Below are 13,121 nucleotides of genomic sequence, written 5' to 3'. Positions count from 1 at the left end.
TGAAGGTGGCTGGCGCAGGTTGCGCCAGCCACTGCATCACCGCCTCAGGACACCGTCAGCACAATCCCGACTCGGGTCAACCATTGAGCTTCTTGCTCAAAGTCGGCCTGGGTCAGCGGGTTCTGTTCCAGCCAGCCTTCGGGGAATATCACGTCAAGGTGATCGCCATCGGCGCGCAGTTTGACCTGAGACGCCTGCTGATCGCCGCGAATGTGGTGATACAGAATCGCAAAGCGCAACAACACGCACAGGCGAATCAGCTTGATGCCGTCATCCCCGAACTCGGCAAACTTGTCTTTAGGGATGTTGCGGCGGTGCCCGCGAACCAGCAACGCAAGCATTTGCTGATCTTCGCGTGAGAAGCCGGCCAGATCGGAGTGCTCGATCAGGTAGGCGCCGTGCTTGTGGAAGTGATAGTGGGCGATGTCGAGGCCGACTTCGTGCACCTTGGCCGCCCAGCTCAGCAGTTCACGCCACACGCCGTCTTTCAGGTCCCATGACTTGGCCACTTGATCGAAGGCGCGCAGTGCTTTGCGTTCGACCCGTGCGGCCTGTTCGCGATCGACATGGTAACGGTCCATCAACGAGCTGAGTGTGCGCTCACGCACGTCTTCATGATGGTGACGGCCGAGCAGGTCGTACAGCACGCCTTCGCGCAACGCGCCGTCGCAATGATCCATGCGCTGCAATTCAAGGGCGTCGAAGATGGCTTCCAGAATCGCCAGGCCAGCGGGGAAGATGGTCCGGCGATCCGGCTTGATGCCTTCAAAGTCGATCTTGTCGACTTCGCCCAGTTTGAAGAGTTTGCGCTTGAGCCAGCTCAGGCCTTCGGCGTTGACCTCGCCATTACCGTGACCACCTGCCTTGAGGGCCAGGCCAATGGCGCGAATGGTGCCTGACGAGCCGATGGCTTCATCCCAGCCCAGTCGGTGCAGGGCGTGTTCGATGCTCATGATCTCCAGGCGCGCTGCGGTGTAAGCCTGTGCATAACGTGCCGGGGTGATCTTGCCGTCGCGGAAATACCGCTGGGTATAACTGACGCAACCCATTTGCAGGCTTTCACGCAGCAGGGGCTCAAAGCGTTGGCCGATGATGAATTCAGTGCTGCCACCGCCGATGTCTGCCACCAGGCGCTTGCCCGGCGTGTCCGCGAGGGTGTGTGAAACGCCCAGATAAATGAGGCGCGCCTCTTCCCGTCCGGAAATGACTTCAACGGTGTGCCCGAGAATTTCTTCGGCGCGCACGATGAATTCGTTGCGGTTGCGGGCTTCACGCAAGGCGTTGGTGCCGACGATGCGCACGGCGCCCAGCGGCATACCGTTGATCAGTTGGGCAAAACGCTTCAGGCAATCGAGCCCGCGCTGCATGGATTCTTCATTGAGTTTGCGTTCTTCGTCGATGCCGGCAGCTAACTGCACCTTTTCACCAAGACGTTCAAGAATACGGATTTCACCGTTCTGAGCCTTGGCCACCACCATGTGAAAGCTGTTAGAACCCAGATCAATGGCGGCGATCAGGGATGGATTCTTGGCTTGGGATTGGGGCATGGTTGAGGGGTCTCGGTCGATAACGTCGCCATCGTGCCACGATCACAGGCTCGCGCCAACGCGTGATGTCGGATGGCTTGATAGGGATCAAAGTTTTTATCTCAGTGCACGTCAGCGGTTATCTGACCGGCTGAACGGCAGGCCCTGCCTTAAAACCTTCTGCATACGCTGGCTCATGGCTGACTATAGTTATAGTCAATCAAGCGTCAGCTTCCTGAACGCAGTGATGACGGCTATGATGTGCTACGTTTTTGCTTACCACCACGGAGACTTCCATGAGCAGCGATCTTATTAAACACGTCACCGACGCTAGCTTTGAGGCCGATGTTCTCAAGGCTGAAGGCGCCGTACTGGTCGACTACTGGGCTGAATGGTGTGGCCCTTGCAAAATGATCGCGCCAGTTCTGGACGAGATCGCTGAGACGTACAAAGGCAAGCTGACCGTTGCCAAGCTGAACATTGATGAAAACCAGGAAACCCCGGCCAAGCATGGCGTACGTGGTATTCCGACGTTGATGCTGTTCAAGAACGGCAATGTCGAAGCCACCAAGGTGGGTGCGCTGTCGAAGTCGCAATTGGCTGCATTCCTCGACGCCAACATCTAAGTGTCGATAAAAGCCCTGCTAAATGCGGGGCTTTTTCATGGCTCAAGGACTAGACGCTATGAAAAGCAAGTGTTACATTCGGCCCCGCACTGGTTTCTCCACTGCCCCCTGCAAGCCGTCGCCGACGCACTCCTTATCGAATTAGTACGCGATCCTGTCGCCTTCTCTGCGGCGCGGCCTCATTAAGCCAAAAGCTTAATTTCCCCCCTCCATAAATGATTACGTCATTCCTATATGAACCTGACTGAACTCAAGCAAAAGCCGATTACCGAACTGCTCGAATTGGCCGAACAAATGGGCATAGAAAATATGGCCCGTTCGCGCAAGCAGGACGTGATTTTCTCCCTGCTGAAAAAGCACGCGAAAAGCGGCGAGGAAATCTCCGGTGATGGCGTGCTGGAGATCCTCCAGGACGGCTTCGGCTTCCTGCGCTCTGCTGACGCTTCCTATCTTGCCGGCCCTGACGATATTTACGTCTCGCCCAGCCAGATCCGTCGCTTCAACCTGCGCACCGGCGACACCATCGTCGGTAAAATCCGCCCGCCAAAAGAAGGCGAGCGTTACTTCGCCCTGCTGAAGGTCGACACGATCAACTACGATCGTCCTGAGAACGCGAAAAACAAGATTCTCTTCGAGAACCTGACCCCGCTGTTCCCGACCGTTCGCATGAAGATGGAAATCGGTAACGGTTCCACCGAAGACCTGACCGGTCGTGTGATCGACCTCTGCGCGCCAATCGGTAAAGGTCAGCGCGGTCTGATCGTTGCTCCGCCAAAAGCGGGCAAGACCCTCATGCTGCAGAACATCGCGTCGAACATTTCGCGTAACAACCCTGAAGTTCACTTGATCGTTCTGTTGATCGACGAGCGTCCTGAAGAAGTAACCGAAATGCAGCGCACCGTTCGCGGCGAAGTGGTTGCGTCGACCTTCGACGAACCGCCAACCCGTCACGTGCAAGTGGCTGAAATGGTGATCGAGAAGGCCAAGCGTCTTGTTGAGCACAAAAAGGACGTGGTGATCCTGCTTGACTCCATCACCCGTCTGGCCCGCGCCTACAACACCGTGATCCCGAGCTCCGGCAAGGTCTTGACCGGTGGTGTTGATGCCCACGCCCTTGAGAAGCCAAAGCGTTTCTTCGGTGCGGCACGTAACATCGAAGAAGGCGGGTCGCTGACCATCATCGCCACCGCGCTGGTTGAAACCGGCTCGAAGATGGATGAAGTGATCTACGAAGAGTTCAAAGGCACCGGCAACATGGAACTGCCTCTGGACCGCAAGATCGCTGAAAAGCGCGTCTTCCCTGCGATCAACATTAACCGCTCCGGCACACGCCGTGAAGAGTTGCTGACCGCGGACGACGAGCTGCAACGCATGTGGATCCTGCGCAAGCTGTTGCACCCGATGGACGAAGTGGCCGCCATTGAGTTCTTGATCGACAAGCTGAAACAGACCAAGACCAACGACGAGTTCTTCCTGTCGATGAAACGCAAGTAATACGGTTTCTCGACTCAAAAAATGGCGCCCTCCAGGGCGCCATTTTTTTTAAACATAAAAAAGGGAGGTTTGTGCTTAACTCCGGTCAACAAAAACAATGTATTAGCGAGTTTCGAGCGTTATGACTTCTCTTGTTTATCGCAGGGATATTGATGGCCTGCGCGCAGTTGCCGTGATTGCTGTCGTGCTGTTTCACTTTGGTGTACCCGGTTTTTCCGGCGGCTTTGTGGGCGTCGATGTGTTCTTCGTCATTTCCGGTTATCTGATCACTTCAATCATCTGGCGTCAGCGTGAAGCCGGACGTTTCAGCTTCGTCGAGTTCTGGGCACGTCGCGCGCGACGGATCTTGCCCGCCTTGTTCGTCTTGCTGATGGCGGTGTTGGTGGCGGGTTGGTTCCTGATGGCGCCCAAGGACTACGAAGAGCTGGGGCGCTCGGTGCGCTACCAGGTGATGTTCGCGTCCAACCTGTTGTTTATGCGCCAGGAAGGCTACTTCGACGCCGCCAGCGATCTGAAACCGTTACTTCACACGTGGTCATTGGCGGTTGAAGAGCAGTTCTACATCGTCTTCCCGCTAATACTGACGTTGCTTTCCAGCCGTTTCAGGCACTGGCGCATGGCCTTGTTCAGCCTGTTACTGATTTCATTTGGCTTGAGCGTCTGGGCTGTGGCGCATCACCCGGAGAAAGCGTTTTTCCTGCTGCCGATGCGCGCATGGGAGCTATTGGCTGGCGCCATGCTGGCCATCGCGCCTGAACCCAAGAAACGTCTGACGCCAGCTGCGGCGCAGTGCTTCAGCCTGTTGGGGTTGGCGCTGATACTGGTGGCAGTGTTCGGCTATGAAAAAAGCACCCCTTTCCCCGGTGCCGCAGCGCTGTTGCCTGTCATAGGAGTGGTGGCCCTGATCTGGGCCAACGAGCATCACCGCACGTGGGTCGGTCAGGTATTGAGCACCCGCGTGATGGTCGGGCTGGGTCTGATTTCTTATTCCTGGTACTTGTGGCACTGGCCGGTGTTCGTGTTTGGCAGTTATGCCAGTGTGGATGACTTCGGCCCCGTGTTGACCGCTGCGTTGATCGCGCTGACGTTGATCCTCGGCTATTTATCCTGGCGATTCGTTGAAACCCCGTTTCGTGAACGTCGATGGCTGGCCGGGCGTCGTCAGATTCTGACCGCCGCAGCGCTAGGCATTGTGGTGTTGGGGCTGGCGGGGCAAGCGCTGCGCTGGACGGATGGCTTGCCGTCCCGTTTGTCAGAGCAGGCATTGCAATACGCCAACGCCAGCAAATGGCGGCCCGAACTGATGGCCTGCATCACCGATGACAAAAGCCCGGCAGACACACCGTTTTGCCGCTACGGCACGCCCGATGCGCCAGCGCAGTTGTTGGTGTGGGGCGACAGTCATGCCACGGCGTTGATTCCGGCGCTGGACGCAAGCGCCCGCCAGTACGGGGTCAATGTCATGTTGGCCAGTTCGGCCGGCTGTTTGCCGCTGCAAGGGCTAGAACATGGCGAGCGGTGTGCCCACTACAATCGGCGCGTGGAACAGACGCTCAATGCCGAACCGGTCGGCGACGTAATGCTGGTGGCACGTTGGAGCCTGTACCTCGACGGCGACGCCAAGGGCGACAAGGGCCATGCGCTCAAGGCGGCGGACGGCCACTATGACCGGGCCATCGCTGAGCAGCGTCTGGCGGACGGGTTGCGCACGCGCATTGATGAGCTGCGCAGGGCCGGCCACCGGGTGTGGCTGATGAAAGAAGCCCCGTTGCAACCGTTTAACCCCCCGTATCGCTTGAGTCGGCTGGCGATGTTGCATCAGCCGACCTCGGGCACCGGTTTTGCCCTGGCCGAGCACCTCAAGCAGAAGGCGTTTATCAACCAACTGTTCGCTCAACTCGCTGCCAACGACCCCGGCGTCAAGGTGTTGGACCCTACGCCGCAACTGTGTGATGACACGGGTCTGTGCCGGGCCGAACAGGAGGGTCATTCGTTGTATACCGATGACAACCACCTGTCCGAGGTCGGTGCCCGCTTACTGCTTCCTGTGCTCGCCCCGCTGTTCCAAGAGGTGGCAGGCGCCAGGGCGCTGGGCGTGAAGTGAGTTCAAATCCGTCCGCCCAGCAGCGATAAGCTGCCAGCGGGCGGCATTGCAGGTAGGATGTACGCCTATTTTGAGGGTGCCAACGTCAATGAAATTCAAGGATCTTCGGGATTTCGTGCAGCAGCTAGAGCAGCGCGGAGAGTTGAAACGCATCCAGATTCCCGTCTCTCCAGTGCTGGAGATGACCGAAATCTGTGACCGCACGTTGCGCGCCAAAGGCCCGGCGTTGCTGTTCGAGAACCCGACCGGCCACACGATCCCGGTACTCGGTAACCTGTTCGGCACGCCAGAGCGCGTGGCCATGGGCATGGGGGCTGAGTCTGTCAGCGAATTACGTGAAATTGGCAAACTGCTAGCGTTCCTCAAGGAGCCAGAGCCGCCGAAAGGTCTGAAGGACGCGTGGTCGAAACTGCCGATCTTCCGCAAGATTATTTCCATGGCCCCGAAAGTCGTTAAAGACGCGGTGTGCCAGGAAGTCGTGATTGAAGGCGACGATGTCGATTTGGCCATGTTGCCGGTGCAGCACTGCTGGCCGGGCGATGTGGCGCCGCTGATTACCTGGGGCCTGACCGTCACCAAGGGCCCAAACAAGGATCGCCAGAACCTCGGCATCTACCGACAGCAAGTGATAGGCCGCAACAAAGTCATCATGCGCTGGCTGAGCCACCGGGGCGGTGCACTGGATTACCGCGAGTGGTGCGAAAAACACCCGGGTCAGCCATTCCCTGTTTCCGTGGCGCTCGGCGCTGACCCCGCGACCATCTTGGGTGCCGTGACGCCAGTGCCTGACAGCCTGTCCGAATACGCGTTTGCCGGCCTGTTGCGCGGCAACCGCACCGAACTGGTGAAGTGCCGCGGCAACGATCTGCAAGTGCCCGCCACGGCGGAAATCATCCTTGAAGGCGTGATTCATCCGGGTGAAATGGCACCGGAAGGACCGTACGGCGACCACACCGGTTACTACAACGAAGTGGACAGCTTCCCGGTCTTCACCGTTGAGCGCATTACCCATCGGATCAAGCCGATTTACCACAGCACCTACACCGGCCGTCCACCGGATGAGCCTGCGATTTTGGGCGTGGCGCTCAACGAAGTGTTTGTACCGATCCTGCAAAAGCAGTTCCCGGAAATCACCGACTTCTACCTGCCGCCTGAAGGCTGCTCGTATCGCATGGCCATCGTGACCATGAAGAAGTCGTACCCAGGGCACGCCAAGCGGGTCATGCTCGGCGTGTGGTCATTTTTGCGTCAGTTCATGTACACCAAGTTCGTGATCGTGACCGATGACGACATCAACGCCCGCGACTGGAACGACGTGATCTGGGCCATTACCACGCGCATGGACCCCAAGCGCGATACGGTGATGATCGACAACACGCCGATCGACTACCTCGATTTCGCCTCGCCGGTGTCCGGTCTGGGTTCGAAGATGGGGCTCGATGCGACCAACAAATGGCCGGGTGAGACCACGCGCGAATGGGGGCGGGTCATCGTCAAGGACGAAGCAGTGACCCGCCGTGTCGATGACATCTGGAACCAATTGGGAATAGATTGATGCGAGTTACCTTGCAGCCGTCAGGCGCGGTGTTGGACACCTTGCCCGGCGAGCCGATTCTGAATGCGGCGCAGCGCCTGGGCTATGAATGCCCGCAAAGCTGTCGCAACGGTAATTGCCATGTGTGCGCCGCCTTGCTGGTTGAAGGACGCGTCCAGCAGGCGGGCGAAATGCGTGACCATGGCGAGATCTATACGTGCCTGGCGCAGCCGCAGGAAGACTGCGTCGTGTTGTGGGACGGTGTGCTTGCCTTGGGAGAGTTACCGGTGCGCAGCGTGGTCTGTCAGTTGACCGAATGCAGCGAAATGGGCGGCGATGTGTGGCGCGTGCGTCTGCGTGCGCCTGCGGGCAAGCCACCGCGCTATTACGCGGGCCAATACGTGATGCTGGAGCGTGAGAACGGTGAAAAATCCGCCTTCTCGCTGGCCAGCGCCCCACACGCCGGGCGCGACCTCGAACTGCATGTGCTAGTGCGCGAAGACAGCGCCCGTCGCCTGATCGAGCAACTGCAACGCAACGCAATGATCCGGGTTGAAATGCCGTTCGGTGATACCCACTTGTCCCAATTGCCCGACGGCCCGCTGGTGTTGATCGCCGCGGGCACTGGCATGGCGCAAATGCACAGCCTGATCGAGCATTGCCGGGAGAAAGGATTCCCGCATCCGGTGCATTTGTACTGGGGCGTTCGTCGTCCTGAAGACTTCTACACCCTGGAAGAGTGGGACGCGTGGCAGAGCATTCCGAATTTGCACTTGCACAAGGTGGTCAGTGACCTGTGCGGATGGGAAGGACGTTGTGGGTTGTTGCACGAAGCCGTGTGCGAAGACATCCACGACCTGAGTGCTGTCTACGTGTATGCAAGCGGGTCCCCGGCCATGGTGTACGGCACCTTGGACGCGCTGGTCGCCGCAGGCATGGACGCCCACCAGATGCGCGCTGACGTCTTTGCGTACAGCCCACGGCCCTGATGCCTCGTGTGCAGCCTGTCGCAGCCCCGCGCCGCGACAGTGGCTGCACCGGCGGGTGCCCGCGCACGCCTTGAGTTCACGCCTGCCAGGATTAAAAACGTAACCCCGTGGTCACCATGGCGGCGTTGAAGCCGAGCCATACCAGCTCGCTGGCCATCGGGCCGTAATGAACGCCCACGGACGGGATGATCACCGGCGCCACGCCAAAACGATTGAGCGGGATTTTGTCCTGATACTTCCCGTGGTAGCCCTCCAGCAACCCGCCCGTCAGCTTCAAGTACAGGGGATAAGACTCGCTGTCGAAGCGCTTGCCGCCGTATGCGTAGTAAGAACGTTGCCTGAACGAGTTGCGAAAGGTCGCCGCACCCGCCAGCCAGTTTGAGCGGTGGTGGTATTCGAGTCCGATCAGGTCCTGATGGTTGTTGTGCTCGGGGTCGGGCGAAAAATGCCGGGTATAAACGCTGGTCTGTGCATACCAAAAATCTCGATCCTGCTGTTGCGCTTCATCGTGCGCCATCGCGGCGCTGGCGTTGACCAACATCAACACGCCACAGATTCCGGATTTCTTCATGGGTGGGCCTCTGTCGGCAGTTTGGCGTGCGCCAGTGGCGGGTCACTATAAAGAGGTGGGTGATCGTTAACCTGAACGTGACCGGAACAGGTCGACGCCCGACGGTTTGGCATCGCGTTGTTTGCGTGACCCAGTGGCCATATGTCAGGCCAAGCGCGTCATTTCGCATTCAGTGCTATAAGATTCAGCACGTTATGTTGTGGACATCCTGCAAGTGCGCAAGGCCTGTACCCATTCGTTATGACTGTCATTGAATCAACCTGCTTGACCCCCGCTTACCCGCCGCGACTTGATCTCGGGGCGCCGTTGACCCCTGAACAATTGCGCAGCTCGCTGCACGGCACCATGGCGCGCCATAAAGGTGGACCGGTGTGGTTGTTCGCCTATGGCTCACTGATCTGGCGCCCGGAGTGTTCAGCGGTTGAACGCGTGCGCGGTCGGGTACATGGCTATCACCGCGGGCTGTACCTGTGGTCACACGAACATCGTGGTACCCCGCAATTGCCGGGTTTGGTGTTCGGACTGGACCGGGGTGGCTCATGCAGCGGCTTTGCCTATCGGCTACCGGAAGAGAACCTCGACGCTGCCCTCTATGCCTTGTGGCTGCGGGAGATGCCCGTGCCGTCGTATCGGCCGCACTGGCTGACCTGCCGGCTTGAAGACGGTTCGCAGGTACAAGCGTTGGGGTTTGTGCTGGAGCGGCACCTGCCCAGCTATGCGGGCAATCTGCCAGATGACGTATTGGGCCAGGTGCTGGCCAACGCCTGCGGGCGTTACGGCACCACCCGCGATTATGTAGAGCAGACCGTAAACGCCCTGCGCAGCCACGCCATGCCAGACCGTCATCTGGAGGCGCGGCTCAAGCGCTGTGGATCAATCAAGCCTTAAGCGTTACGCGCTTCGCTGGCTGTTTTCTTGTGGCGCAGGGTGGGGATCATGAACGCGATCGCCAGCAGGCATGCACTGATCAACAGTACGAAGCCGCCATCCCAGCCGAAGTGGTCAACCAGATAGCCCATGGCCGCGCTGGCCGCCACCGAACCGCCCAGGTAACCGAACAGCCCCGTGAAGCCGGCTGCCGTGCCTGCGGCTTTTTTAGGTGCCAGTTCCAGCGCCTGTAAACCGATCAGCATCACTGGCCCGTAAATCAGGAAGCCAATGGAGAACAGCGCGATCATGTCGACGGTCGGGTTGCCCGGCGGGTTGAGCCAGTACACCAGCGTCGCGACTGTCACCAGTGACATGAACACGATCCCGGTCAGCCCGCGGTTGCCGCGGAAGATTTTGTCCGACATCCAGCCGCACAGCAGCGTCCCCGGAATACCTGCCCATTCATAGAAGAAGTACGCCCACGACGTGGTGTCCACGGTGAAGTGCTTGGCTTCTTTGAGGTAGGTCGGTGCCCAGTCCAGAACCCCGTAGCGCAGCAGGTAGACGAAGACGTTGGCCAGGGCGATGTACCACAGCATTTTGTTGCGCAGCACGTATTTGACGAAAATCTCTTTGGCGCTGAATTCGTCTTCGTGGCTGGCGTCGTAACCGGCCGGGTAATCGTTTTTGTACGCCTCAATCGGCGGTAAACCCACGGATTGAGGCGTGTCGCGCATGGTGATAAACGCAAACAGTGCGACCAGCAGCGCAACGGTGGCCGGTACGTAGAACGCGGCGTGCCAGTCGTTGAACCACGCCATGCCCAGTAAGAACAATGGGCCGATCAAACCGCCACCCACGTTGTGGGCCACGTTCCACACAGAGACCACGCCGCCGCGTTCTTTCTGCGACCACCAGTGCACCATGGTCCGGCCACTGGGCGGCCAGCCCATGCCCTGTGCCCATCCGTTGATGAACAACAGAATGAACATCATGGTCACGCTGGACGTGGCCCAAGGCGCGAAACCGAAAATGAACATGACGGCCGCTGAAATCATCAGGCCAAACGGCAGGAAGAACCTCGGGTTGGAGCGGTCGGACACCAGGCCCATGAGGAACTTCGACAAGCCATAAGCAATGGCGATTGCAGACATCGCTACACCCAACTGACCCCGGGTATACCCCTCGTCAATCAAGTACGGCATGGCCAGCGAGAAGTTTTTACGCAGCAGGTAGTAGCCTGCGTAACCAAAAAAGATACCGGCGAAAATCTGCCATCGCAGGCGTCGATAAGTGCTGTCTATTTTTTCAGCAGGCAGCGGTGCCTGATGAGCGGCAGGTCGGAAAAAAGCAAACATTCAAGAGCTCCAAATTTCTTGTTATATCGGCGGGCCCGAACGTTACATTTTCGTTACCGAAAATGACAGGCCTTCTCAACTGAAACAAACGGAAACAACCCACATGACATGTTCACTTATGAACATGTCGCACAGGTGTAAAAGCGTGGGGGTTGTCCACAACGATCTTGCGAGTACGAAAAGGCTTGGACACTTGAATTATCAAGGCACTCAAGGGTGTTTCAGTTGCAGGTACTGTCCGTTTAATCGGAACGCTCCGACGTTTAGTTGGGAACCTGAGACCTGAAAGAATTAGCGACAAATTTCTATCATGTGTGCCCTCTGCACTGATGCAGGCGTTCAACGCGCAGCTTGGGAGAAAGCATGAAGAAATGGATCGGGTTGGTCGTATTGGCGGTGTCGCTAAAGGGGTGGGCAGGGGATTTCGTGCCCTCGCTGCACTATCTGGTGAAACCTGCTTACCCTCAGGAGTTGGAGCGAGTGGGCTTGCCCGGTGAGGTGCGGGCCAAGTTCAAGGTCAATGCCGATGGCTCGGTGGTTGACCCCAAAATTCTGTACAGCACCCATCCTGAATTCGCGGGCGCCGTGCTTAAAGTGGTGCGCGAATGGCAGTTTGCGAGCTGGACGCCAGGAAACGGCAACCCGCAGCAGGTCGAGATTTTATCGCCACTGGTGTTCAGTCTTAACGACAGCCGTGAAGCCCGTGGCAGGCTGCAGGGGGTCGATCTGGCGGGCGCCACCTGTCGCAAACACGTTGAGGAAATCCACCGGTTTGAAAGGCGCAACCTGAAGATGCCGCTGGGGGGGCTGACCTTGTTTATGGTAGCCCGCAGCCGTTTGATCGATTTGTATGTCGCGCAAGATCTGACCTTGGAGCAATTGTCCGAGGCCTTGTATGAGCTGTCACAAGGCATGGAGAAGATCAGCCGCACCTGTGAGAAAAATCGGGGCAGCCGGTTTGTCGATACGTTGCCGGAGGGGGTGAAGGACCTGCTGGCGAGGTCTCTCGAGCGTGATCACATTCAGGTGGCCAGTGAAATGTTGTAAACCCTGACAGCCGCTTCAGGCAGCTGAGTACGGGTGCTCTAGAAAAGACGGCACCCGTGTTGACTCATGAGGTTTTGTACCCTGGCTTGCCATTGGCAAGTCGCCATTCGTTCACGATTCGAATGACATCCTGCGGGTCCTTTGCAATACCCGCTTCGATGTAGACGGTCAGTTGTAAACCGTCCGGGTGTTCAGTGATCCTTAAAAAATGCTCCACCAGGGCACTGTGTTCTTCTTCAGAGAGGAAGTTGATGCACCAAATGTCAGTGAACAGTTTTACGAGTTCATGCTCTGTGTACGCTTCGTATTGAGTTTTAATGTTGTCTCTCCGCTGTCTTTATTCAGGTTTTCCCGTTATTGGGAAGACAAACGTACGTGCGCTTTAAACAGCGGGTGAGGTACATAGTTATGCCATTTGCCCGAAGAAGGGGTGTCGCAGATCGGCGCGTTATTGCTTTGCTTACCTTGGCCGATAACCTCGAAGAGGCTGCCCGCAGCCGTCTGTTGGTGATCTGCCCATCCGCTATACCCCTTGGGCCAGGGCCAAACGACCCGTATGCTTGCCCCCAACCGTAAAAAGGAGCGAATTGTGAAAGCGTGGATCTTGATGATGCTGGCCCTGTCCTTGCCGATGGCAGCGGTAGCCGAAGAAGCGAAAGAAGGCGAGGCCAAGGTCAGCTACATCAGCCTGAGCCCGCCGTTTGTAGGCAATTACGGTCTGGATGGCAGCCCGAAGCTCAAGGTCTACAAGGCCGATATCGCGTTGCGCGTCACGGGCGACGAAGCGGCCAAGGCCGTGAAGGCAAACGATCCGCTGATTCGTAACCAATTGGTGGGTCTGTTCACTCAGCAGACCAGCGAAACCCTGGGCAATGTCGAGAATAAAGAAAAGCTGCGCCAGGAAGCGCTGAAGCAGATCCAGCAGGTTCTGACCGACGAGACCGGCAAGCCGCAGGTTGATGATCTGCTGTTCAATAACTTGATCGTTCAGTAAGCCTGACG

12 protein-coding genes are annotated in these 13,121 nt (G+C 57.9%); 8 read left to right on the top strand and 4 right to left on the bottom strand.

All coding sequences use genetic code 11. From position 1 onward, the window contains the following. Positions 1-44: 44 nt before the first annotated feature. Complete coding sequence (gene ppx / locus IF654_RS22125; protein ID WP_047272817.1) at positions 45-1,547, bottom strand: exopolyphosphatase; 1,503 nt, start codon at positions 1,545-1,547, stop codon at positions 45-47. Between the two features lie 275 nt (positions 1,548-1,822). Between ppx and trxA the strand changes: the two genes are divergently transcribed. The 5 genes from trxA to IF654_RS22100 all read left to right on the top strand — a co-directional run bounded on the left by trxA (position 1,823) and on the right by IF654_RS22100 (position 8,273). Further along, the gene (trxA, locus tag IF654_RS22120) at positions 1,823-2,152 is read left to right on the top strand and encodes a thioredoxin TrxA (protein WP_016783018.1); all 330 of its coding nucleotides are present in this window, start codon (positions 1,823-1,825) and stop codon (positions 2,150-2,152) included. 234 nt (positions 2,153-2,386) lie between these two features. Next, on the top strand, positions 2,387-3,646 hold the full coding sequence (rho, locus tag IF654_RS22115) for a transcription termination factor Rho (protein ID WP_047272818.1): 1,260 nt from the start codon (positions 2,387-2,389) through the stop codon (positions 3,644-3,646). Between the two features lie 121 nt (positions 3,647-3,767). After that, positions 3,768-5,750, top strand: coding sequence for an acyltransferase family protein (locus tag IF654_RS22110; protein WP_047272819.1), 1,983 nt, complete (start codon positions 3,768-3,770; stop codon positions 5,748-5,750). Positions 5,751-5,838: 88 nt separating this feature from the next. Beyond that, complete coding sequence (gene ubiD, locus IF654_RS22105; protein ID WP_047272820.1) at positions 5,839-7,305, top strand: 4-hydroxy-3-polyprenylbenzoate decarboxylase; 1,467 nt, start codon at positions 5,839-5,841, stop codon at positions 7,303-7,305. Next, a complete protein-coding gene (locus tag IF654_RS22100) occupies positions 7,305-8,273 on the top strand; it encodes a CDP-6-deoxy-delta-3,4-glucoseen reductase (protein WP_094987878.1) in 969 nt (322 codons plus the stop codon). Before ubiD ends, IF654_RS22100 begins: the two co-directional genes overlap by 1 nt. Positions 8,274-8,364: 91 nt before the next feature. Here the strand turns inward: IF654_RS22100 and IF654_RS22095 are convergent, their stop codons facing one another. Then, complete coding sequence (locus IF654_RS22095) at positions 8,365-8,844, bottom strand: sn-glycerol-3-phosphate transporter (protein ID WP_169835844.1); 480 nt, start codon at positions 8,842-8,844, stop codon at positions 8,365-8,367. 240 nt (positions 8,845-9,084) lie between these two features. On the opposite strand from IF654_RS22095, the gene IF654_RS22090 reads away from it, so the two are divergent. Further along, complete coding sequence (locus tag IF654_RS22090) at positions 9,085-9,732, top strand: gamma-glutamylcyclotransferase (protein ID WP_047272822.1); 648 nt, start codon at positions 9,085-9,087, stop codon at positions 9,730-9,732. Here IF654_RS22090 and glpT read toward each other — a convergent pair. Beyond that, entirely contained in the window at positions 9,729-11,072 is a 1,344-nt protein-coding gene (gene glpT, locus IF654_RS22085; protein WP_047272823.1) for a glycerol-3-phosphate transporter, read from the bottom strand. The genes IF654_RS22090 and glpT overlap by 4 nt on opposite strands. Positions 11,073-11,435: 363 nt before the next feature. Between glpT and IF654_RS22080 the strand changes: the two genes are divergently transcribed. Then, positions 11,436-12,119 carry an energy transducer TonB gene (locus tag IF654_RS22080; protein ID WP_094987877.1) on the top strand — a complete coding sequence of 228 codons (684 nt, stop codon included), beginning with the start codon at positions 11,436-11,438 and terminating at the stop codon, positions 12,117-12,119. Positions 12,120-12,183: 64 nt separating this feature from the next. On the opposite strand, the gene IF654_RS23385 is transcribed toward IF654_RS22080, so the two are convergent. Then, a complete protein-coding gene (locus IF654_RS23385) occupies positions 12,184-12,438 on the bottom strand; it encodes a bacteriocin immunity protein (RefSeq protein ID WP_080960265.1) in 255 nt (84 codons plus the stop codon). 270 nt (positions 12,439-12,708) lie between these two features. Between IF654_RS23385 and IF654_RS22070 the strand changes: the two genes are divergently transcribed. After that, positions 12,709-13,113 carry a flagellar basal body-associated protein FliL gene (locus IF654_RS22070; protein WP_047272824.1) on the top strand — a complete coding sequence of 135 codons (405 nt, stop codon included), beginning with the start codon at positions 12,709-12,711 and terminating at the stop codon, positions 13,111-13,113. Positions 13,114-13,121: the final 8 nt, after the last annotated feature.

The sequence above is a fragment of the Pseudomonas lundensis genome (genome assembly GCF_015377145.2).
Taxonomy (GTDB): Bacteria; Pseudomonadota; Gammaproteobacteria; order Pseudomonadales; family Pseudomonadaceae; genus Aquipseudomonas; species Aquipseudomonas lundensis.
This window is presented reverse-complemented; position numbering and strand designations above follow the sequence as displayed.